The organism is Sanguibacteroides sp. AM78-02pH3A, assembly GCF_027666085.1.
Lineage (GTDB): Bacteria > Bacteroidota > Bacteroidia > Bacteroidales > Marinifilaceae > Gabonibacter > Gabonibacter massiliensis.
Map to the genome: position 1 here is coordinate 274,766 of NZ_JAQEHX010000003.1, position 23,626 is coordinate 298,391.

The following is a 23,626-nucleotide window of genomic DNA, read 5'->3' on the forward strand; positions in this document are numbered from 1 at the left end:
AAAAATGAATTTACGGTTTGAAATTCTTTGCTACTTCTTTTATCGTATCGATAACCAAACGGTTTTGTTTTTGGGTTCCAAGGGTAATCCGCATGTGAGTATTGATGTTTTCCTCGTTCATAAATTTCACGATCAGCCCTTTTTCTTTTAATGCTTTCTGAAGTTCGGATTTCATGGCGATCGGATATTTTACGAGGATGAAATTGGCATCGGATCGGTACACTTTGAAACCATCCAATACTCCTAACTCTTTTCTGTAGGTTACTCGATCTTCTGCCATTAAGTCCGCTATGCGTTGATAGTAATCACTGGCTTTGAATACGGCAATTCCGATCTCTTCGGAGATTCGGTTGTAACCTAAATATTTGGTACTGTAATTCAGAAACGGAGTCAGATTGCTACCCATGAAGGCAAAACCTAAACGCAGTCCGGGCAGTCCGTAAAATTTGGAAAGTGTTCTGACGATTAAGAGGTTGGGGTATTTTTCTATTAAAGGTTTGATGTAACTGGTATCTTTATTAGCGAATGAAGCGTAAGCTTCGTCGATAACAACGACCGTATCCTTATCGATAAAAGATAGTATTCTATCCAACTCGCTTTCCGATAGGGAGTTCCCGGTCGGATTATTCGGGGATGCAATTAAGATCATTTCCGGTTTTTCCTGTTCGGTGATTTTTTGCATTCCTTCGATATCGTATTTGAAGGTATCGCCCTCCTCGTATAGAGGATAGAAAATGGTACGTCCGTTTACTTCTTCAGCAATAGACTTATAATACCACCAGGAAAATTTGGGTATGAGTAATGTTTTAGTTTTGGGACCTCCTGCTAAAAAACAATGTACCACTTGTTTTAAAATGTCTTCTCCGCCGTATCCTAAAATGACTTGTTTCTCGGGAACACCGTAGAGTGTGGAGATATAATCCGATAATATACTTTTTTTCCCTTCATCGTAAATACGGGTGTAAAAACATAATTTATTGGGATCGAAATTCTTTAGTACTTCTCCGATTTCAGGTGCAGGACCGTAGTTGTATTCATTGCGGTCGAGGTAAGTTATCTTATTTTCCATGGTTATTTTATATGGTTTCCAAAACATTCAAATAAATAGTTGCTTTAAAATGAAAAAAGCGTTTATTAATGATATGCAAAACTACATGAAATAATTTAATACGCCAAAATAACCGCTCTCTTTCGACATAGAGAATGCGTAACCGAAACGGGGGTGTATTTGACATAAATAATAAATGTTAACATTCATGTGTGCCCGTATTATGGAATGAAATTATAATTTTGTTATCTAATGTATAATCTGTCAGATTCGTAGTGTAGATGTCGTTTACAGAATGGAGTTATAGGATTTTTGATGATGCAACACATGCTTATCATCTTGTAGGTGAGGTTGAGGCGAAAGTAGTCAACCCGTACGATGAAAAGAATATTGCTTATCATTTGTATGTAAAAAATTGGACGGATGCGATACAATGGCATCTGGAAGATATTATTCGGGATCCGGATATTGTTCCGGAGGAAGCGTTGAGAATAAAACGTCGGATAGATGTGTTGAATCAGATTCGTACGGATATTGTTGAAAAAATCGATGATTGGTTTTTAGCGAAATATAAAGACGTAAAGACCGGACCGGATGCTGTGTTGAATACGGAAAGTCCCGCGTGGGCATTGGATCGTCTCTCGATTTTGGCTCTTAAAATTTATCACATGGAACAGGAAGTGGAGAGAAGAGATGTAATTCCTGTCCATGTAGAGAGATGTAGGTTTAAATTGGATGTGTTAAAGTGCCAGCGTCAGGATTTGATTGTGGCGATTGACCAATTATTGGCGGATATCGAATCGGGTAAAAAATATATGAAGGTTTACAGGCAGATGAAGATGTATAATGATCCGATGCTGAATCCCGTATTGTATAAAAAGATGGAGGTGGATGATTAAAAAGGTTTTAATTATTCGTTTTCGTCGGATTGGAGATGCCGTATTGTCAACCGTGCTTTGCAGTACTATTCGTAAAAACTTTCCGGAGGCGGAGGTGCATTATCTCTTGCATGATCCGATAAATACCTTATTCGAATATCATCCCGATATTGATAAAGTGATCTCTTTTCCGGCGAAGGATAGTGTCGGGAGTTATTTGAAACGTGTTTGGCGATTGATGCGGAAAGAGAAGTACGATGCGATTATAGATACCCGTGCCACTTTTACTTCTTTGTGTTTCTCCTGGTTTTCTTTTAAAACAAAATACCGTATCGGGACTCGGAAGAGTTATTCTTTCATCGGTCATAATTACCGGATCGCCAATCAAAAAGACGATACTTTAGATGAGGTCTCGCGAAATTTGTTATTGCTGAAGCCGTTGGAACGGTTAAAACCGTTGGAATACGTGTCCGATTTTCGACTATGCATTACTTCGGAAGAGAACCGGGATTTTCATTCTTTTATGGAGCGGGAAGGAATTGATTTTTCCAAGCCGGTAATTGTCTGTACTCCTTTTACCCGGGTAAAAGGAAAAGCATGGAGTATGGAGAGAATGAAGAAAGTGTTGAGACTGATCATTGAAACTTATGACGCCCAATTGATATTCAATTACAACGAGCGGGAAAAGGAGGCTGCTTTTCGGCTCTTTCGGGAGATGGGAGAAGACGAACACCTTTTTATTCATATTGAAGCCGATTCCATAAGAAAGTTGGGTGCCATGTGTTTGCAGGCAGACTTCTTTTTTGGTAATGAGGGCGGACCTCGGCATATCGCTCAGGCCTTGAACATTCCTGGCTTTGCTATTTATCCGCCTTGGGTGGATAAGACTAAATGGTTGCCTAATCCGAGTGAACGTTACCAGGGAATTAGTCCCCGGGATGTAATTCTTCCGGATGAATGGCAGAGCCTGACGGACAGAGAACGTTTCGAGCGGATTACCGTCAAGGAGGTGTGGGCGAGATTACGGCCTATGCTCGATAAATTTTTGGCTTCGAAATCCGGTATTACTTAATAAATCCTTTTCTGCTTATTCTAACGGTAAGCCCGATGTTATTTTTGAATACTTTTCCAAAATCTCCGTATATACCCGTGTCGATATTTACGGGCAAGTGCCGTAAGGGCAATCTGGCTTCCAATCCGAAAGAGAATTGACGGTGAGAACCCTCGAATTTTTTTGAATAAGTTCCGTAGTTGATGGAATAGGATAGCATAGCCTTGTAAGGAACTTCCCGGAAAGCCTTTCCTTTTATTCCTATATAGTGAGCTATAATCCGGTTATTGTATATGCCTGAACCTCCTTTTTCCATGTCGGATAACATAAAGGGGGAACCGATGGTGCGTTGATACAGGGTCCAACCGCTCCGGTACTCGCCGTTATTGAAATAATTGTCACAGCCTCCTAATATTTTTTTACCGTACGTGGGGCTGTTCGGATCTTGATGTTCCATCTCTTCTGGTGTCGCTGGCCGGTCGTGACGGGAACCGGATTGGTATTTGGTGTAATAGAATTCATACGTAATATCGCTGATCCATTGCTCTTTATTTTTGGCTCCGTAATAGAAATTATAAGTTCCGTCCGGAAAAGAACGAAAATCGGTGCCCGATCCGTCTTCAAACGGGATGTCGTGATAAAACGTCAGGGTGTAATTGTCTCCTATGTAATTGATGCGTAAATGTTCTCTTCCCAGGTGATTTCCCAAAGCGTTGATCATATCGCTTTGGCTGGCATCCGAGCCTCCTTCCTTGGCGGCGACGATTCGCAAATAATCTTTGAACGAAGAGGGTTGTTTCCCGTATACCGGAGATTTTCCTCCCCATTGAGCCCAATGTTCCAGACCCATGATAAGTTCGATCCGTCGGTGAATCGTGAATTTTACAAATAGGGACTTGTTGTGCAAACGGGTATCTTTTACATAGCGGTCATCGATCATCTGATAATCGGCCCAATTGAATTTAAAGGCAAAAAAATCCCCGATGGAGAGGTAGTCGCTGCTAAGGTTGTAACCCGGCATGGTTCTGGAATTGCCGGAACGGACGAAATTGCCGTTGGTGGAGGAAGTTCCGTTGTACTCTTCTTCCGGGTGCATCATTCCTAAATCCAACCGAAATTTTTTCCATTTGGCACTAACGTAAAGTTGGTCGACCAATAGGTTATTTTCTGCCTGGGAGAGATAGACAGCCCCGGAAAAACCATAAGCGAATTGTATTTTATGTTTATGGTTGAAATCCGAGAAAATGCCGGCTTCCAACAAGCCGCCTTTGCCGTTGGGAATAAGACCGTGACGGTTGGAGATCATCCAGAAAGGTAATTCGTTTTTCGACGAGATAAAACCGGTAAGGGAGGTCTTATATTCCATACTTCTTTTTTGAGCACACGTGACACCCGGAAGTAAAAATATCCCTAATAAGATAATTACTATTCTCATTTAAAAAGTTCAATTATACACAATACAACACACAAAGGTATCTAAAAATCGATAGAATCCTTGCGATCTGGGTTATTTCTCGTCAAAAGAAGTTTTTCTATTACCGGGATATCTTCTTTATAGGTTAGCTTGATGTTGGAAGGTTCTCCTTCCACTATCTTAATCGGCACGTCGGGAAAATAGCGACGTATCACGCTGCAATCGTCGGTACAGGTGAATTGGGGATCGTTTTGTGCCAATTGGTATGCTTTTTTTAGAATGGTTGAATGAAATCCTTGGGGAGTTTGGACGTGGAACAAAGTCTGACGTCGGGGTATGGCAGCGATAAACCGACCGGTCGAATCGCTCTGTATGATGGTGTCAGTTGCCGGTATGGCCGTAGTACACGCTTCATGGGTATTGAGGTTTTCGACAATACGATGAATGATGGAATGAGAGACTAACAAGCGAACGGCGTCATGAATGATAAAGAGCACGTTTTCGTCGGTATAGGAACTTAAGGCTGCCAGAGTGGAGTGATAGCGTTCCCTGCCGCCCGGTACGATTTTTTTTACCTTGTGAATCTTTTCCGCATCTACGATATGCTGGGCTTGCGTGATAAAATCTTTGTGAATAACGATGATGATTTCGTCTATATCGGGATGTGTTTGAAAGACGGAAAGCGTGTGTGCCAATACGCTCTTTCCGGCGATTTCTAAAAATTGTTTCGGAATATCATTCCCCAGTCTTAATCCGGAACCTCCGGCCAATATGACGCCAATGCGTTTCATGATAAATCTTTGTGTTTATAAGTTTGTGGTAGGTTGATCCGTCAGTATGAATTCCAATTCACCTCCGCGAAGGATTTCTTCGTGTGTGATCCATGGACGTTTTAAAGGATCTCCGTTCAATAATATCTTTTTTACATATATGTATTGATCGTTTTCTTTATTGGCCTTGATAATAAAACGTCTGTCTTGGCCCAGTTTTAAAATAACCTTTTTGAATAAAGGTGTTCCTAATCGATATTTGCCGTCACAGGGATTTACCGGATAAAAGCCGATGGCTGAGAAAACATACCAGGTAGATAATTGGCCGTAATTGTCGTTTCCCGGCAGTCCTTCTGGAGTATCGGAGTAAAGTTTTCTGATTTGGCTGACGTGGTATTGTGTCTTTGTCGGAACTCCGGCATAACTGAACAGATAGGGTGTGTGCTGTAACGGACCGTAAGCCTGTTCGTAATATAGAGTACTGTCTATTGAGGCATATAGACTGTCTAACCTGGAGATAAAAAACTGTTTTCCTCCTTGAATATTAATGAGCCGTTCGATTTCGTGAGGAATAAACCACGTGTTTTTCCGAGAGTCGTCGGTTTGTTTGAACCGGCACTGTTTGTCTTTTTCTTCAACCCACCCCGTTGCCGTGTCGAATAGTTGTTCGTAATTTCGGGAGGATTGTATAAAAAAGAGGTAATCGTCCTCTTTGTTTAATGCTTTTGCCATTTGTGCGGCACACCAGTTGTCATAGGCGTGGGTCAGACTTTTCAAAACGGAATGTTCCGTCAACTCGCCGGGAATAAAGTGGTACCGACGTAACGCGTTGATTTCCGGTGACGGATTGGTTAACGTGGCTTTGATGGCTTCGTAGGCTTTTTCTATGTCGAAATTGCGGATTCCCTTCAGGTAGCTTCCCGTGATAACGGATATGGCCGGATTGCCGATAGCTCGTTGCGGGATGATCCCGCGGGGAAGAATGCCGGTTTGATCGTAATGGATCAGTAAAGATCGAATGATTTCGTTTGCCTTTTCCCGCTGGGTAATGGTTAATAGCGGGTATTGAGTCCAGCAAGTGTATTGTAACGGAGCTAATTTATATTGAATCCCTTTCCCTACGGAGTGTACTTCTCCGTCTACTCCCGTGTAATTTCCGTGTGCGTCAGAGTAGACGGATGGGGTTAAATAAGCGTGATATAAAGCTGTATAAAATATTTTGGCTGTTTCGGAACTATCCGTTTTTATTCTTATTCTGGAAAGCGTTCTTCTCCATTGTTGTTTGGCGTCTCTCTTTACTTTATCGAAACTCCAGTGGGGTATTTCTTTATTCAAATTTGCAATAGCCCCGTCGCTATTGGCGGAAGAGATACTGATTTTGGCGATGATTTTGTTGGTGATTTGTCCGAAGTCTATCCAGGCGTAACTTTGGGGGAGGGTAATCCTTTTCCCGTTGGCAAGAGGCCGTAGCGAATCGTTGCCGGCCCACACGTTTACATCTTGTGAAAATTGAATGAAAAAGTAGATGCGCCTGGTCTGGTTGTCCTTTATGTATTTCCGGTATCCTTGAATACTTCTGTTATCTACTTTCTTAATGGATGTTTCTTGCGAGCCTTCTTCTTCATGGGGTGTTATCATGTCCAACACCAATCCGTAATTGGCAGCCGTGGGAAACTGGTAATATTGTATACCGCACCGTTCCGTAACGGAAGATTCCGTTTTAATCCCGTTTTTAAACGTGACACTATAATAGCCGGGTTCTGCCTGTTCGTCCCGATGAGAGAAACCTGCATAACAGGAGCGAATGAAATGCATGGCATTTTCTCCCGAATGTGGCTTTTGGACCGTGGGGAGGATCTTTATACCGGGGTGTTTTTCCATTGTCAGGTTTCCCGGATGAATAAAAGAAAACGCGGATATAACGGAATCCTTATACGTGTATCCTTGTTCTCCGGAAGTATTGACGGTGTTCGGACCGAGTTGTATCATTCCGAAAGGGTAGGCTGCGCCGGGAAAACAACCTCCTTGTCCGTTTGTGCCGATAAAAGGGTTAACGAGATCGGTTATGGGCATTTCGCGCTCTCTGGTACAGCTGGTACTGATTAGTAAGTATAGGAAAGAGAGCAATAGAAGACTTGTTTTCATAGTTTCGGTTTTACGATATGGATAAAACTAACCTAATTCATTCCATGCCAAGGCAGAGGCTCCGAATATGGCAGCATTTACCGGTAAAGAGGAACGTAGGATTTTAACCTTTTGTTTGTAAACGTGAAGTAAATTTTTCTCCATTTGTTCTTGAGTGGTTTTGAATAACCATTCTCCCGCGTTGGCAACTCCTCCTTGGAGAAATATGGCTTCCGGGCTGGTAATGGCTACTAAGTTGGCTAATGCGCTACCCAATTCTTCTCCGGTATGTTGGAATGCTTCTAAGGCAATAGGATCCCCTTTTTCCGCTGCTTCGTATACTTTCTTGGCTGTTAATTGGTGGAAGGGGATATCTCGTAATTGGCTTTCGATGTTTTCCGTGGCGAGTAATTCACAAGCTGTACGTTTTATTCCGGTAGCTGATACGTATGTTTCCAGGCATCCTCTCCTGCCGCAATTACATGCTCTTCCGCGGGGATGTACAATCGTATGTCCTAATTCTCCCGCTAAGCCGTCATTTCCATATACCAATTGGCCGTTTATTACGATTCCGCTTCCGAGTCCCGTTCCCAAGGTGACCACCACGAAATTTTTCATTCCTTTTGCCCCGCCATAGATCATCTCTCCAATGGCGGCAGCCTTGGCATCGTTGGTCACTACAGCAGGTAATTTGAACTGCTTCTCGATGAGTTCCACGATCGGAATAATACCTTTCCAGTATAGATTTGCAGCGTGTTCGATGGTTCCGTTGTAGTAGTTGCCATTCGGGGCTCCGATGCCGACTCCGATGGGAGTAATATCCAGTGATTTCAATTCAGAGAAGATCTTGGCATGCAATTCCGTTATGAAGTTTTGGATATTATTGTAAGAGCGAGTGGCTAACGTTCCTTCCGCGTAACATTTACCCGCTTGATCAATAATACCGAAAACCGTATTGGTACCTCCTATATCGATTCCGAGTGAAACTTTCGTTTGCATGGTTATTTCCGTTTGAGTTGTATGTTTCTCCTTTCTGAGGTTAAAAGTAATAAAAAAATAAGAGATCGATGGGGCGATCTCTTATTTTTAATTACTAACTACTAACCTAAACATACAAACTTATGAAAAAAAACTGTGTCTTTTTGTCTGTTTCTACATTGCAAAGATAAAATGAAGGTAGGGATCGGATAGTTAACACTTCGTTAATCTTTTCTGTATAGAGATTTAAATCTGAGGGAAGAGGTGAAATAATTTAAAATGAAATAATTAGCTGTTCAGGTAAAAATCCATGGTCAGATTCTTGTAACTTTCATGGTATACATGTCTTTCTGTCTCAATAATTAACACGTCTTCTTGGTAAATGGTTTCCCGGTCGGAAATCTGCATAAGCAAACGTTTGGGGGCTTTACCTGGATTAGGTAAAACCTTCGTTAATTTGTTAATAAACCATTTTTGTGTTTTAATGTGCCCTATAAAACTCTCTGCTTCCGTTACCGGGAGAATGACATGAAAGGAACCTCCCGGGAGTAAAAGTTTTTGTACCGCAATGAAAAGATCTTCGTGAGACAAGGTTGTGCAATGCCTTGCCAAAGTTCGTTCCGGCAAAGGGGGCGGTGTGGAGCGAATAAAAAACGGAGGATTGCATAGAATGGCGTCGTAGCTGTTTTCAGGAGAAAATTGTTGGATCGCTCCTAAAAAAAGCTCTATACGGTCAGCCCAAGGACTGCTGGTGATATTTTCTTTTGCCTGAGAATAAGCCTCCGGATCGATTTCGATAGCATGGATTTTTGTTTTCGGATTACGTTGAGCTGCCATAAGAGCGATTAATCCGCTTCCGGTTCCGATATCGAGAATGTGTTTTTTATCTCGGATGTCAGCCCACGCTCCGAGTAAAACTCCATCCGTACCCACTTTCATGGCACACTTTTCCTGACGGACGATAAACTGTTTGAACTGGAAATAAGAGTTGCCCATAGTTTTGGCTGAAACTTTATGTAGAAAAGATGTTTAAAAAGTGGATTAGTGAATTCTTTTTAAACATCTTTTTGAGAGGAATTACTTACTCTCTTCTTGTTTCTCTTCGTCAAATAGCAAGATCTTTTTTTCCAACAAGAGATTGTACCATTGTAACATCTTTTTCATGTCGGAAACGTATACCCGATCTTTGTCGTATTCCGGAATGATGGATTCGATATAATCGGTGATTTTGGCGGAAGACTCTTTATGACTGATGGTCTGACCTCCGTTTTCTTTTTCGTAAATGCGCTTGAATACTTCTTTCAGCGGCATATCCTCACCTTCAGTGTATATGGAAATATCCTCCAAAGCAATGATTTTGGCATTGGAATAAGCTGGAAAGCGTTTACCGTCAATTAACGATTCGACAATAAGGGCCTTGGGGGTGTTGTTGATCAATTTGTATAAACCCGGTTGACCTGATATGGATAAAATCTCTTTTAACATACTTTGTTTTTTTGATGTGTTATAAATGAGACTGCAAAAATACGAATCAATGTTTAAAAGTAAAAGTAAAAACAAAATATAATCGAAAGGCAAAGGGCGAAATAATAATCAGGGATGATATTCGCGTGGTTTTATAAACCTCGTTGTTTTTTTATTTTTTCATACGCTTGGTTGATGGCCGTGAATTTTTTTTCTGCAGCCTTGCGTACGTCTTCTCCCAAATAACTTACCTTATCCGGATGATTTTCCATAGCCATTTTCCGGTAAGCTTTTTTAATCGTTTCATTGTCAGCAGACGAATCGACCCCTAAAATGCTATATGCTGAATTTAAATCGTCATAATACATGGATTTGATGGATCGGTAGGTGGTGGGATCTACTCCCAACAGATCGGCGATTCGATCCAATAACCCGATTTCCCGGTTACATACGTTTCCATCGGCCTTGGCCAATCCGAAAAGAAAATAGAGTAATTGAATCCGGGCGTGTATATTCATGTTTTGTCGAATCTGGATACATACGGGTTCGATTCTGATCTCTTTATGCATAATCTCTTTGATCATGGCCAAAGCTTCCCGTTCTCCTTCCGGTCCGAAATTTTCTCTGAAGAAAGTTTTCACGTAATCCAATTCGTTACGTGTGATTTTTTCATCGGCTTTCATTAATGCGGTAGCCAATACGACCAAACTACATAAGAAATCTCCTCTTCCGGAGGTGGTAGGACCTTCTTGTGTCGTTTGGATGACGGCCGGAGAATCAAAAGCCGACCCGATAAAGAAACCGAATAACGCTCCGATAGGACCGCCCATGGCGAATCCTAATCCCGCTCCTATCCATTTTCCGTATTTTCCCATAATATCGTATATTGTATGAAGTCTCTCTCTAAGGAAACTTTCGACCTATTGTATTTTTCTTGCAAAAATATAAAGATTCCCGGACAATGGGACTGGTATTTTAAGCTTTTAGTTTTTTTACGATTTCGATGATTTGCTCCAGAAGATAGTCTGAATCGTTATTATGGATAACAAAGTCGGATTGTAGGCATTTCTCCCTATCGGGTAGTTGATTGTTGATACGTTCTATTATTTTTTCCCGGCTGACCGCATCCCGCTTCATTGCCCGTAAGATACGGGTCTCCCGATCTGCGGTGACGGTGATTATGTGATCGAAAAGCGGAGTTAATCCGGCTTCGAAAAGGATAGCCGATTCAAAAAAAAGAAAAGGTGTGTTCTGGGATTCACTCCATTCTAAAAAATCTTCCGTCACAACCGGATGGACGATTTTATTGACTTGATCGATCCTCTTTTTGTCATTGAATATGAGGGAAGCGAATTTTTTTTTATCTAATTCTCCCGTCGGCAGATAAACAGATTCTCCGAAGAGTGCGATCAAGTCTCTTTTTATTTCATGGCGGTGATTGATTAACCATGAGGCTCTTGTATCGCTGATGTATACTGGATAACCAAGAGCTTGGAAGATGCGGGATACGGTTGTTTTGCCGCTGCCGATCCCTCCTGTCAGACCGATTTTTATCATCACCGTTTATTTGATTTTTTTTCAATAAGAAATTCTACCTGTTCGGGCGAGAATGAGAGGTTCTGAATATAGGGAGGATATTTCCCGAGTGTTACGTTTAAGGCCGTCGTGTTTTTAGTGATCTGCTTATAATCCACACTGAACCTGAAACTCGTATCCGTGACTTGATCGTATCGGCTAAGCCCCACGTCGAACGTGACGTCTATGGCGCTGGGAAATAATCGCATTTGTAAAGAATCGGGTAAATTCTTTACGGTTAATGTCACATTTTTTTTAGACTCGGTGAAACGTTCCACTTCGATCAGAATTTTAGCATTATTGTCATCTATCTGAACACCGTGGATCTCTTCGAATGAGACATTTTTCGTAATATCTTTGGATAAATCTTTAAGTCGGACGGGAAGGGTGCATACGGACTGAATCGTATCGATAACGGAAGCCGGGCCGCTAATTGTTAATTTATCGGGTGTCACGGATATAGGATTTTTTAGCATGTACTGTTTTTTCAGTGTATACTCGACACGAGGTTGTACGGGGACGACCTTACTTTCGAATCTTGAAAATTGGAAATGTATGGTCTCCGGAGTGATGTTCAATAGTTTGATATCCGAGTTTAGTTGAGCGGCGATTCTGTCCTTGATGTCTATCGTATTCAGGGTATAATCCAGCATGTCTTTCTTGTCGAGTATGCCGTTGCTGTAACTGTTCACGTTGAAAACGATAGGTAGGAAAGAGGTTCCTATTTTATAGCGTAACAGGGCAAACCCGTGAGCCCTGATTTCTAACGTCATCTCTTGAGGCAGTTCGGAAACAAGTAATTTACCCTTGGGTAAATCCGTATATCTTACGGGGTATGTGATTTGTGTCGCGTACTCTTTGTTTAGCGTGTTTAAAAACCACAAAACTGTTGCAACGATGAGACATATACCATAAGTAATGATATTGCGTTTTAAATGCAAACGCTTCCGTTCTTTAAACAAATGACCGATTCTACCGGATAAATCACGCATATTCAGAGGTTAAGTAATTCAAAGATTAAGTGATTCGGAAATCACCTGATCACTTAATCTGAAATCTGCAAAAGTATTGTTTTTATTTGGCCGGAACATCCGTCATGTCCTTAACAATGGCTTCTTTGCTTACTTTTAATCTTGCCTGGCTTTCAACCTCGATGATAACCGTAAAATCGTTGATCTCAACAATCTTACCGAAAATACCCCCCGTAGTCATTACTTTATCTCCTTTTTGTAAAGATTCTCTATATTTTTTGAGTTCTTTTTGTCTCTTCATTTGCGGTCTGATCATAAAGAACCAAAAAACGATAACAATCAGGATTAAAGGTAAGAATGACATAATACCACCGCCTTGAGCCGCTTGCGCTTGTAATGTTAACATGAAAATTGTGTTCATAGTTTACTGTTTTGTATTAATTTTTAATATTTGCCGTTATTTTTAAAGTAAAACTTTTTTCCGGAATGTTTGCAAAGATATGAATAACTTTGTATTGTTTGCCCATTCGACCGGAAGAGTTGAATTCGACCTCGATTTTTCCTTCTCCGCCCGGGGGAATAGGTTTCTTATCGTATTTAGGAATGGTACATCCGCAACTGCTTTCCGTATGGGTGATGAGCAGATTCTTCGTACCCGTGTTTTTAATCTTAAAAGTGTGCGTGACAATTTCTCCTTTCTGAATCTCTCCGAAATTGAAGTGTGGATCTTCTATTTGAACTTTGGCAAGAGTATCCGTGCCTTGAACCGAGTCCGTGTGTAGAGTGGTGATTGAATTTGAAATCGTGTTTTCATCCGTTTGCTTTCTCTCTTTGTTATCACAAGAGCAGATCAAGATGATTCCTGTCAATATATAAATGAAAAACCTCCCCATAATCCTTATTTTTGCAACGAAAATACGATATTAATTTAAAATATGAGATGCCTCATGGAATAATTTTTATCTTTGATATCATTCATCGTTTCAAGACCGATATCGAGATGTTGCCGAACGAAATTCTGAGTTACCATCTTGTCTGAGGCCGTTGTTTTGATACCGTCTGAAATCATGGGGCGGTCTGAGATCAAAAGAAGAGCTCCCGTGGGTATCCGGTTTGCAAAACCCACGGTAAAAATAGTTGCCGTTTCCATATCGATGGCTAAGGCACGAGTGGTAATCAAATACTCTTTAAAACGGTCGTCGAACTCCCATACCCGCCGGTTGGTCGTGTATACGACTCCCGTGTAATAGCTTCTTTGGTTTTTGGTGATCGCTTTCGAGCAGGCTTTTTGTATACTAAAGGCCGGAAGGGAGGGGACTTCTCTCGGCAGGTAGTCGTTGGAAGTACCCTCTCCTTTGATGGCGGCGATCGGCAAAATATAGTCCCCCACGAGGTGCTTGGTCTTGAGGCCGCCGCATTTTCCCAAGAAAAGAACCGCCTCCGGTTCTATGGCGGACAATAAATCCAGAATGGTCGCGGCATTAGCGCTTCCCATTCCGAAGTTGATCATGGTGATTCCATTGCTGGAAACATTAGGCATGTTTTTGTCTATACCGACGATTGGTGTTTGAAATTTTTCTGAAAAAAGTTCCAAATAATAATCGAAATTAGTCAGTATGATGTGTTTCGAAAACTCTTCTAAAGGACGTCCCGTGTAACGGGGTAACCAGTCTTCAACGATATCTTTTTTTGTTTTCACATTCTCGGATTTTCAGATTATCTTTGTCCCTTCAAAATTAAAACAATATTATGGACGAAGAAAATTTTCGTCTGAAAATTTGAAAGTATGTTAGAAGAGTTAAAGGGTATTCGCATAGAAGAATATACGTATGATCTGCCTGACGAACGGATTGCCAAATTTCCATTGGAGAATAGGGATGCCTCTAAATTGTTGATATACGAGGGGGGGAAAATCCGTGAACGTCGCTTTTATGAGGTGCCTGATATGCTGAATGCCGGACAGACTCTGATCTTTAACAATACTAAAGTTATTTATGCCCGTATCCTGTTTCAGAAAGTAACCGGTGCCGCCATCGAGGTATTTTGTTTAGAACCTTACTTGCCGGCTGATTATGTCCGGAACTTTGCGGCTGTGAAGAGTTGTGAATGGAAGTGTATGGTCGGGAATCTGAAGAAATGGAAGGAAGGAACCATCGTATGTCCTTACCATTGGGAAGGAATCGAGGGACAATTGAGAGCGACCCGAATGAAGCAGGAGGGAAATGATATGATTGTTCGTTTCGATTGGGATAGTCCGATTAGTTTCAGCGAGGTATTGGAACATTGCGGTAAAATTCCCATTCCTCCCTATTTGAACCGGGATTCGGAAGAGGACGATAAGATTCGTTACCAGACCGTCTATTCTAAAAACGAAGGTTCCGTCGCGGCACCGACGGCGGGATTGCATTTTAGCCTATCTGTGCTGGATCGATTACGGGCAAAAGGAACAATGATGGGGGAATTGACGCTTCATGTGGGAGCCGGAACCTTTAAGCCCGTGAAAAGCGAGACCATCGGGGAGCACGCCATGCATACGGAACACATTGTCGTACAACGGGAATTGGTAGAGCATCTTTACGAGTGTCCGGATCATATTATTGCTGTCGGGACAACTTCTGTCCGTTCATTGGAAAGTTTGTACTGGATGGGTGTAAAGCGATTGGAAGGTGATAACGATTTTAATTTGTTGGAACAGTGGGAAGCTTATACTTTACCCCGGCATTACTCTTTGCGGGAGGCTATGGCCTCTTTGTTGCAATGGTATAAAGAACGGGATGCTGAAATGTTAAAGGCGCAGACAACAATCATCATTGTGCCCGGTTACCGGTTCAGGGTGATTTCCGCCATGTTTACTAATTTCCATCAGCCGCAGAGTACGTTATTGCTTTTGGTCGCTGCGGCCATCGGGGAAGATTGGAAAAAAATATATCGGTATGCCTTGGAACATGATTTCCGTTTTCTCAGTTATGGAGATAGTAGTTTTTTAAAGATAAAAAAGTAAATTTGCGTGATTTGTCATAATATTATCCGATGAAAGAACTGTGCCTGCCTGCATTCGATTATAAGGTGAAAAAACAGCAAGGTCAGATGCTGATTTTTGATATCGTTCGCAAACGGTATGTCGTTTTGACTCCTGAGGAGTGGGTGAGGCAGCACTTCATTCATTTTCTGGTGGCTTACCGGGAATTTCCTGTACGATTGATCGCCGTGGAAAAAGAGGTGGCGGTTTGCGGATTAAAACAACGATTTGATATCGTTTGTTATGATCGGCAAGGAGAGCCCTATTTGATCGTGGAGTGTAAGGCACCGACTGTATCTCTTTCACAAGTGGTTTTCGATCAGGCTTTTCGTTATAATCTTTCCGTTGGGGCTCGCTTTGTGGCCATCACGAACGGGTGTGAGCTTTATTGTGGTGAAATGACGGAAAGCAGAGTGTTCCGGTTATTGGCTGGTATCCCTTATTTCGGTGCTTGATTTTTATGTTTGTCGGAGTGAGTTCGAGCTTTTTAGAGTAATATTTTGACCTGTTGTGACCGATTGTGGTAACTTTTTTTTATTTTTACGGGGAAAGTTTATAAATATTCACTAAATAGCAGCGTTATGATTCCAGCATTTGCTTTGAACCCCGATCCGTTAGTGCGATTTTTAGGAAAAATTCCCAAAGAGTTTACAAAGGCCGATATTATTCGTTATATCATAGAGAATGATATTAAAATGCTTAATTTAAGGTATCCGGGAGCTGATGGCCGTTTAAAAACATTGAATTTTATAATAAACAGTCTGGAACATTTGGATGGTATTTTGAGCTGTGGTGAACGGGTGGACGGTTCCAGTCTTTTCCCTTATATAGAAGCTGGAGCGAGCGATCTGTACGTGGTTCCTCGTTATAGAACCGCTTTTTATAACCCGTTTAGTGAGGTCCCTGCTATTGATATTCTTTGCAGCTTCTACGCGAAAGACGGAAAACCGTTGGAGATGTCGCCGGAATATACCTTGAGAAAGGCGCATGAAGCCCTTAAGGAGGTTACGGGAATGGAGTTCGAGGTGATGGGAGAATTGGAATATTATGTAGTGAGTAATAAAGAAGAGCTTTTTGGGGCTTCGGATCAGAAAGGATATCACGAATCGACCCCTTTCAATAAAGGGCAGGAGCTGCGGGTGTTGGCGATGAAATATATCGCCGAAACCGGAGGTTTGATTAAATATGGTCACTCGGAGGTAGGAAATTTCACGAAAGATGATTTGATGTATGAACAGAACGAAATAGAGTTTCTGCCGACGACTTTGGAGGATGCCGCGGATCAATTGATGATTGCCAAATGGATATTGAGGACATTGGCTTATCAATATAGGGTGGACTTGACATTTGCCCCTAAGATTACGGTCGGTAAGGCAGGGAGCGGATTGCATATTCATACCCGTTTGATGAAGGAGGGAAAAAATCAGATGATTCAAGACGGGGTGTTGACCGATAATGCTTTAAAAGCCATTGCCGGTTACTTGGATTTAGCTCCTTCTTTGACGGCATTCGGAAATAGGAATCCGACCTCTTATTTTCGGTTGGTGCCCCATCAGGAAGCCCCGACTACTGTTTGTTGGGGGGACCGGAATCGCTCGGTACTGGTTCGTGTGCCTTTGGGGTGGACAACCGGAGCGAATGAAATGGTAAAGGATGCTAATCCTTTGGAAAAGGTGTCCCATGTGGATCATAGCGTGAAACAGACGGTGGAGTTTCGTTGTCCGGACGGCTCGGCAGATATATATCTGCTGTTGGCCGGTTTGGCCGTGGCGGCCCGTCATGGTTTTGAGATGGAGAACGGATTGGATTATGCAAAAGAACGCTATGTGGATGTAAATATATTCGATGAAACGAATAAAGGCGTTGTCGCCCGGTTGAGTCAATTACCGACCTCTTGTGTCGAGTCTGCTGATTTCTTGCAGAAACAACGGGCTGTATTTGAGGAATATGGCGTGTTTGCTCCTCGTTTGATCGATGGAACCATCGAAATGCTGAGAAAATATAATGACCGGACATTGCGTCGGGACATAGGAGAGCATTCCGAGAAAATCATGGAATTGGTCAATCGTTATTTCTATTGCGGATAGACAATTGACAATTGTAGATTTGATGATTCGGAGATTCCGTGATTGAATTTGATGTTTTGAATCACGGATTCGATTCGTTGTTTTAATTGTCAATTTGCAATTTATAATCTACAATTAAAAGGTTATCTTCGCGTAAATGTTAATTAAGTGAGTTATGCAACAAAATATAGAACATCCGGAAAATGACGCTTGTTACGAGGGGTTGGCTGTTAATAAAGGAATTGAACAGCCTGATCCAGTGAATCCGGCTATCCTTGAAAGGCTAAAGCAGATTAAGAAAAAGACGTTGACCACGGACGATTACGTATCAGGTATTTTCCGAGGGGATATTAATATTTTAAGTCAAGCGATTACCTTGGTCGAGAGTGCCCGGGTCGATCATCAGGCGGTGGCTCAGGAGGTGATTAACCGTTGTTTGCCGAACACGGGGAAATCGGTACGAATCGGTATCACGGGAGTTCCGGGGGCTGGGAAGAGTACCTTTATCGAGGCTTTCGGTAAATTCTTAACTGCCCAGGGACACAAGATTGCCGTGTTGGCTATCGATCCGAGCAGTGAACGTTCCAAGGGGAGCATTTTAGGAGATAAAACCCGGATGGAAGAACTTTCCTGTGATCCTCATGCTTATATCCGGCCTTCCCCTTCTGCCGGATCGTTAGGAGGTGTGGCCCGCAAAACAAGGGAGGCGATGTTGCTTTGTGAAGCTGCCGGTTTTGATATCATCCTGATTGAGACGGTGGGAGTGGGGCAGAGCGAAACGGCGGTACATTCCATGGTGGATTTTTTCCTTTTGGTACAAATTGCCGGTGCCGGAGATGAATTGCAAGGCATCAAACGAGGAATCATGGAGATGGCCGATTCTATCATTATCAATAAAGCCGACGGAAATAATATCACCCGGGCCGAATTGGCGAAGGTGCAATTGCAAAATGCTCTCCACCTTTTCCCGCCTCACGAATCGGGCGTCGAACCTCAGGTGATGACTTGCTCCGCCTATGAGAAGACGGGTATCGATAAGATATGGGAAAACATTTTGCATTATTGTAGTGAAACCCAACAAAACGGTTATTTCGAACACCATCGAAGCGAACAAGCTAAATACTGGATGTACGAGACGATTAACGAGCAGTTACGTAATCGCTTCTATCAAAACCAAAAAGAAGCAATCAAGGAGGCAGAACGGCAGGTTCGGAATAACGAAGTCAGCTCCTTTGCCGCGGCATTTCAGTTGTTAGATAACTATTTTAATTGTAAATAAGAAAGAATTGTGATTTGGAGATTAATAGATTCCGTGATCGGGTGATATTTATTGATTTCGTGATTTCATTTTAATCTCCCAATCATTATATTTCCCGATATACAAACACCAATCTTTTTTAATCATCTAATCCCTTGTCCCTTGGTCCTTTAATTCTATCGTTTTTTGAATTGTCGACCGGAAATGTTGGTTTGAATTTTACCGTTTTTCGGGTATCCAATTGGATGCACTTTCCGCTATAAGGGCTATATGCTTCTCTCGGGGGACGTTCGTGCGGGAAGAAAGCACCGAATCCCATCAGGGTAATTCTCTCTCCCGATTGCAGGGTTTCCATGATGCAATCGATCATGGCCTGTACGGCTCTGCCGGCTTCTGTTTTCGTGATGCCGCTCCGGACGGCTACTTGATGGGCTAATTCTCGTTTATTCATGAAGTGTTATTAGTTTTTTCTCTGTTATTCTCTGATACAACGAACGGGTGCGGCCAAAGAGTTGATATCGTCGCCGTCGTTTAGAAAGGCATTTGCATTTCCCGGAGCCAAAAGCCCCACGTTGTGTGCCGGATCGTGAAAAATATCGATTACACTTCCTCCGTTTCCCCAGTACATACCGTTTGAGTAGTAATAGGGGTTGGGTGAGGAGGTCGGATACCGGTGAGCGTGGGTGGAGGTAAGTCTTCCGGATGCCTTAATACGGTAGCCGGGGCAAGGCAGGAAAAAGGTTTGGATTAGGTCTCCTTCAACGTCTTCTTTTATTAGTAGGATACCGGAGCACGCCAGCGGGTCTTCCGGGTCGTTTATCCGTCCGTAAAATATTTTATTGAAATAGGCGGCAATGGGTTCTCCCGTAGGAATAACCGGATCTCCGATGTTTCCGCTTGTGATTTGCCCTTTTAAGGTTGCTATAGCCGTTTGTCCGGGAACTGTATAGCCGGCGGGACTGATCGTCCAGGTCCCTGTCGACTGTCCTTGAACCTGATAGCCTGGGTAATCTATCCCTATTCCCGGGGTGATGGCGTCGTAATGAGTAGTCGTGTGCATTTGATAAAGGCCTCCTGGGACGTCCGGCCGGAGTGTGAAATTTCCCGGGGTATTCACGTTCCGGGCAGCCCAGTAACGGCTCCCGATCTGAATATCACGGAATCCCTGGTGCACATAAATGGTGTGGGTGGCATTGGAGAGGCCGTAGGTAATCACGATCTTTCCGTAACGGTCGTTGCCCGTAGTATTGGGTAAAAGCCGATAGGTAAAGCGAACAACCTTTTCTCCTGTTATACTTCCTGTGCCCAAGTCGGTAGCATCGTATCCCCCGATGCGGATAAAATCGTCTCCTTGCGTGACCGTGGCGGTCCAAAGTTCTTTCGTGTCATCTAAAACCACAGGGTAGATGCCGTCGTCATTATCATCCCGGTAGATACCGATAATACCTTTTCCGGTTATCCCGTCGAAATATTTGGATTGTTTTATGGCTATGATCTCGTCTTGGAAACCTTCGGCGCTTAGCTTGACGTACATGGTTCTGTAAGTGTTGTTGAGATGTTCTCCATAATATCCCGAAGAGGTCGTTAACGCAAAAATAACGGTTTGAGCAGGTTGCCCCGTTTGTACGGAAGTACCCGGGGCGGTAAAACTTGCGCTTCCGGTTTGTGCGAGGGTAATGTTTATGTTACCGGTCGGGTTGGCCGTGTCTACCGGTAAAGTGACGGGTATACGGATGCTGCAATCTTTTTCCCACCCTACGTAAAAGACGGAGCCTACCTCGAAGCGAAGCAACCGGCTTTGCCGGATGGAGATTTCCCGGGAGAGGTTTCCCACGGTTACCCGTATTTTGGCTTTTCGGGTTCCGGCGGCGGAAAGGGGAGGTAGCCGGAGAATCAACTCGCCTGACGGATTAAGCGGCAGAAATTCCCCGGCCGTTTTTCCGAGAATAAAGTCCTCGCCTGTCGTTGTGCCAGATTCTTCGACAAGGGTACACCGGATGTCGTCGAGGGTGGGTATCGTTCCGGTAACGCCGTTTATGCGGGTAACGGCCATCCGGGTAATCGTTACGTTTCCTTCCGTTTCCGTGGGTTCTAACAAATTAATGTCGGAGCGGGTCAGTTCCAGGGAGTATTGTCCGTTGGTAATCACATCTTTGATGGCCGAGTCTTCGTTAACCACGGTAGTTACACGGATATGATTGAAGGGAGGATACCGTAGGGCCTCGTCCAGGGTTGCGTATCCCGGGCCGTCGATCTCGAGGATCCGAATGTCGTATTGGTGGTTTCTCTTGATATCCAACGGAGTGTAAGCGGGAGGGTTAACCTGGGCAAGTGCGATTCTGTAAAAAGTGGCGGCGGTACTACCGTATTTCCCTTTCAGTATAAGATAGGGAGAGGCATTGCTTTTTCGCTCGTAGGCGTGGACGACGGCAGTTTGTCCCGAAATCCGGGCGTTGAATATTCCTGTCGTTGCCGAAGCGGGTTCAGTGAGCGTTGCTGGGGCGGAGGGAATGATCATTCCGGCGGTAAACGTGTTGTAAAGTTTGATGTCATCACAAACGAAATTGGAGATTCCGTTCCAGGAGATACTGATTCGGGCTGCATCCCGGATGACTTCGATCGAAGGAAGTGTTGTGAGAGCCGCAATGTCCGGGAGATGGATACTTCCCCACATGGTGTAATCCGTGTCTCCGGAAATGTTATATTCTTTACGGTCGATCAGCATCCCCCGAACCTCTCCTTCGTGCAGTCCGGCGAAATCGCTTGCAGAAAAAGCGGAGAGATTGGCATTTATCAAATAGTGTAAAGTACGTTCGTTCGTCAACGACGGATCGACGGAGAGCGTCAGATCATAGGTATACGTGCCGGGTATTCCGATCGCCGGGGATAGGTTGACGGCTTTTTTCCATTCTAAAAATATGCTGTCTTCCGAGAACACGAGCACGTCTATCGTGCTCAGGTCGCTACGGACCGTTCGGGCTGTCGGCGATACGGTCAAAGAGGGAGGGACGGATAGGAAGCCTTTTAATGTTGTGTGCTTTTTCCTTGTTTCCGGTTCCAAAGAGGGATCGGAACAAGCCCCGTGCAGGACGAAAAGCAGGATTAAAAACAGATAATCTCTTTTGTTCATGGCTATTTTGTTATATCGTGAACACAAATCAGACGGGCTGATGTGGCGTAGTTTCCTGTGGAAGTGGTATTGTCCGTCAAATTGACGATCGTGTACTCCGAACTACCGGTGGACAGTTGCCGGGCCGACCAGTAGGAGGCTCCGGAGACGAGGTTCGTGAAAGGAGCCACGGTACGGTTTGGGGTCCCCGGGGTATATTCCGCTTCCAGAGCCTTGTAGATTAATTGTAGTTCGGCGACGGTCGGTACCCGCCACCCGGGTCGTCCGTCTATGGTCGGCACGGTGAGGTTTCTGGCGATTTCATCCGGGTGATGAGGAGTGGTTCCGCCTGTCACCTCTTGCCCGTGAATATAGATTTGAAATCGGGGGGAAATTTTTTTATTCCCGCCTGCGGTGGGTTCGGTAACCCCATGGGTGGTTACAGGTATTGACAAGTCGACATCCCCTTCCCCGACCCGTGATTCGAATACGGTAAAATCCGGAACTCCCGGTGTGGCTTCCTGGAAAGAGGAGTTGGGGTATTGTCTGAACGTGAGTTTTTTCTCGAGTATACCGGAAGTGATGCTCACGGTGATGCCTCGTGTTGGAGTGAAAGAAGTAAGAGAAGGGAGAGTCGCTTCGATTCTGTTTTCATTGGCCAAAGAGTACGAGGGAGGAATGAGAACGGTTACGGGTGCGTTGTTGTTGTCGATGGCCGTTATTACCGGAAATCGGTTGGTCTTTAATTTGAAATCGAAAGAGGTACCCGTGAATTCGCCCTCGGTTTTGGACACTTGTATAAAATCGTTTACAACGGTTACATCCGATGATTCGAATGTCCACTCTTTGATTTCGATCCGGTTGCCGGTTAACGGAGTTGCTGTTTGCGGATTGTTTGCACCTAATTCCCGTACGATCACTTGAATGTCGAATAGGCTGTTACGTGCTATTGCCCTGTCGGAGAGGGGAATTTTATAGTAGTTATTCGCTTGGAGTATATTGTTTTGATCGATGTAAGGAAGTTGTAGAGTTATAAAGCTCTCTTCTCCGCGATCGTTCCATGGATTTTCCAACGTATAAAGAATGGTGGAGGTTTGGGATTGTAGTACGCCTTCCGCTGAAGGAGGGGAAAATGTTATACCGGGAAGGAGGGAATTCAAATCCTGATGGTTGATGGTGGACGTGGAAAGTGGCCTGAGCGGATCCTCCACGACCCGGCTTCGGGTGGAAAAATGTTGCCTTTTCAGTTCGATGTTTTCGTTTTTCCAGACTTTCCATTGTTCCTCGGGAGTCCCGTCAGCCTTAAGGGGAGTAGCCAAGGTGAAACGGAGGCGTATTTTAACGGCAATTCGTTTCAAAGATAACGCGATGAACGGGTAACGATTGATATTGTACGGGATAGCTTCGTTATTATGTGTTTCCATGATAAATAACGTGTTTGGAGCGTTATTCATGGCATGCTTTTCGTCGGTCAATTTGTTTTCCAACACGGATAGCTCTGTCGGAGGTGTTATATCGGTATGGTCGAAATTGGCCAAAGCGTATACCCATATATTATCCGTGGGGTTTAAGTCGCTTAAAGCAGAAACGGGAATCGTGATTAGCCCGTTTCCGTTCAGGGCTGTTGTAACCTCCGCTCCTGTTCTGGTGATTTTGACAATGATCTTTTTCTCTCCTCCTTCTTGTCGGACAAAAAAGAAAACCATCTCGTCGATTTTGTTTTCCTGTAAAGGGTCTTCGCCAGATTCGGAAACGGATCGTGCGACCGTTTTTTCTTTCGGGGTGCTGAGCCGGATATAAATGTACGTCTCTTCCGGTTCGGGAGTGGAGACCGGGGAGTGACAACACCAGAATAGCGTAATGGCGGAGAGGAGTAGATATATCTTTTTTAGCATGCTCAT

General features: G+C 43.6%; 22 protein-coding genes. 6 read left to right on the forward strand and 16 right to left on the reverse strand.

From position 1 onward, the window contains the following. Positions 1-10: 10 nt before the first annotated feature. Positions 11-1,069, reverse strand: coding sequence for a pyridoxal phosphate-dependent aminotransferase (locus PGR74_RS06155; RefSeq protein WP_041505095.1), 1,059 nt, complete (start codon positions 1,067-1,069; stop codon positions 11-13). A 260-nt stretch (positions 1,070-1,329) separates the two neighbouring features. Here PGR74_RS06155 and PGR74_RS06160 point away from each other — a divergent pair, with 260 nt between their 5' ends. Next, entirely contained in the window at positions 1,330-1,947 is a 618-nt protein-coding gene (locus PGR74_RS06160) for a DUF4254 domain-containing protein (RefSeq protein WP_041505096.1), read from the forward strand. After that, positions 1,940-2,998, forward strand: a complete 1,059-nt coding sequence (locus tag PGR74_RS06165; RefSeq protein WP_041505097.1) for a glycosyltransferase family 9 protein — start codon at positions 1,940-1,942, stop codon at positions 2,996-2,998. Before PGR74_RS06160 ends, PGR74_RS06165 begins: the two co-directional genes overlap by 8 nt. Here PGR74_RS06165 and PGR74_RS06170 read toward each other — a convergent pair. From PGR74_RS06170 to PGR74_RS06225, 12 genes are all read right to left on the reverse strand, one after another. Next, positions 2,991-4,412 carry a capsule assembly Wzi family protein gene (locus PGR74_RS06170; protein ID WP_237143308.1) on the reverse strand — a complete coding sequence of 474 codons (1,422 nt, stop codon included), beginning with the start codon at positions 4,410-4,412 and terminating at the stop codon, positions 2,991-2,993. The two genes, PGR74_RS06165 and PGR74_RS06170, sit on opposite strands and share 8 nt — an antisense overlap. A 41-nt stretch (positions 4,413-4,453) precedes the next feature. Then, complete coding sequence (gene ispD / locus PGR74_RS06175) at positions 4,454-5,182, reverse strand: 2-C-methyl-D-erythritol 4-phosphate cytidylyltransferase (protein ID WP_052649387.1); 729 nt, start codon at positions 5,180-5,182, stop codon at positions 4,454-4,456. 15 nt (positions 5,183-5,197) lie between these two features. After that, positions 5,198-7,306 (reverse strand): GH92 family glycosyl hydrolase, encoded by a 2,109-nt coding sequence (locus PGR74_RS06180; protein WP_041505098.1) that lies wholly within the window; start codon positions 7,304-7,306, stop codon positions 5,198-5,200. 27 nt (positions 7,307-7,333) lie between these two features. Next, positions 7,334-8,284, reverse strand: coding sequence for an ROK family protein (locus tag PGR74_RS06185; RefSeq protein ID WP_041505099.1), 951 nt, complete (start codon positions 8,282-8,284; stop codon positions 7,334-7,336). Positions 8,285-8,551: 267 nt separating this feature from the next. Beyond that, a complete protein-coding gene (locus PGR74_RS06190) occupies positions 8,552-9,259 on the reverse strand; it encodes a tRNA1(Val) (adenine(37)-N6)-methyltransferase (RefSeq protein ID WP_110688793.1) in 708 nt (235 codons plus the stop codon). Between the two features lie 81 nt (positions 9,260-9,340). Next, positions 9,341-9,748, reverse strand: coding sequence for a DUF5606 family protein (locus PGR74_RS06195; protein WP_041504265.1), 408 nt, complete (start codon positions 9,746-9,748; stop codon positions 9,341-9,343). A 131-nt stretch (positions 9,749-9,879) separates the two neighbouring features. Further along, a complete protein-coding gene (locus PGR74_RS06200; RefSeq protein WP_041505101.1) occupies positions 9,880-10,602 on the reverse strand; it encodes a TerB family tellurite resistance protein in 723 nt (240 codons plus the stop codon). Between the two features lie 100 nt (positions 10,603-10,702). Further along, positions 10,703-11,284, reverse strand: a complete 582-nt coding sequence (gene coaE / locus PGR74_RS06205; RefSeq protein WP_041505102.1) for a dephospho-CoA kinase — start codon at positions 11,282-11,284, stop codon at positions 10,703-10,705. After that, positions 11,284-12,294: a CdaR family protein gene (locus tag PGR74_RS06210; protein ID WP_041505103.1), complete on the reverse strand. Its 1,011-nt coding sequence runs from the start codon at positions 12,292-12,294 to the stop codon at positions 11,284-11,286. The genes coaE and PGR74_RS06210 overlap by 1 nt, the downstream gene beginning before the upstream one ends. 82 nt (positions 12,295-12,376) lie before the next feature. Beyond that, positions 12,377-12,694: a preprotein translocase subunit YajC gene (gene yajC, locus PGR74_RS06215; protein WP_181416518.1), complete on the reverse strand. Its 318-nt coding sequence runs from the start codon at positions 12,692-12,694 to the stop codon at positions 12,377-12,379. Between the two features lie 16 nt (positions 12,695-12,710). Further along, a complete protein-coding gene (locus PGR74_RS06220; protein ID WP_110688794.1) occupies positions 12,711-13,166 on the reverse strand; it encodes a DUF1573 domain-containing protein in 456 nt (151 codons plus the stop codon). Between the two features lie 35 nt (positions 13,167-13,201). Continuing rightward, positions 13,202-13,972: an AMP nucleosidase gene (locus PGR74_RS06225; protein WP_041505105.1), complete on the reverse strand. Its 771-nt coding sequence runs from the start codon at positions 13,970-13,972 to the stop codon at positions 13,202-13,204. 87 nt (positions 13,973-14,059) lie between these two features. Here PGR74_RS06225 and PGR74_RS06230 point away from each other — a divergent pair, with 87 nt between their 5' ends. The 4 genes from PGR74_RS06230 (at position 14,060) to meaB (ending at position 18,637) form a co-directional block, all read left to right on the forward strand. Continuing rightward, entirely contained in the window at positions 14,060-15,274 is a 1,215-nt protein-coding gene (locus PGR74_RS06230; RefSeq protein ID WP_041505106.1) for an S-adenosylmethionine:tRNA ribosyltransferase-isomerase, read from the forward strand. Between the two features lie 29 nt (positions 15,275-15,303). Then, complete coding sequence (locus tag PGR74_RS06235; RefSeq protein ID WP_041504272.1) at positions 15,304-15,747, forward strand: type I restriction enzyme HsdR N-terminal domain-containing protein; 444 nt, start codon at positions 15,304-15,306, stop codon at positions 15,745-15,747. Positions 15,748-15,873: 126 nt separating this feature from the next. Continuing rightward, a complete protein-coding gene (locus tag PGR74_RS06240) occupies positions 15,874-17,379 on the forward strand; it encodes a glutamine synthetase family protein (RefSeq protein WP_110688795.1) in 1,506 nt (501 codons plus the stop codon). Between the two features lie 154 nt (positions 17,380-17,533). Then, positions 17,534-18,637, forward strand: coding sequence for a methylmalonyl Co-A mutase-associated GTPase MeaB (gene meaB, locus PGR74_RS06245; RefSeq protein WP_110688796.1), 1,104 nt, complete (start codon positions 17,534-17,536; stop codon positions 18,635-18,637). 118 nt (positions 18,638-18,755) lie between these two features. On the opposite strand, the gene PGR74_RS06250 is transcribed toward meaB, so the two are convergent. The 3 genes from PGR74_RS06250 to PGR74_RS06260 are packed head-to-tail and all read right to left on the reverse strand — an operon-like array spanning position 18,756 to position 23,626. Further along, positions 18,756-19,067 carry an HU family DNA-binding protein gene (locus PGR74_RS06250; protein ID WP_052634809.1) on the reverse strand — a complete coding sequence of 104 codons (312 nt, stop codon included), beginning with the start codon at positions 19,065-19,067 and terminating at the stop codon, positions 18,756-18,758. A gap of 24 nt (positions 19,068-19,091) precedes the next feature. Beyond that, positions 19,092-21,746: a hypothetical protein gene (locus PGR74_RS06255; protein ID WP_041504274.1), complete on the reverse strand. Its 2,655-nt coding sequence runs from the start codon at positions 21,744-21,746 to the stop codon at positions 19,092-19,094. Between the two features lie 2 nt (positions 21,747-21,748). Next, positions 21,749-23,626, reverse strand: a complete 1,878-nt coding sequence (locus tag PGR74_RS06260) for a hypothetical protein (protein WP_041504275.1) — start codon at positions 23,624-23,626, stop codon at positions 21,749-21,751.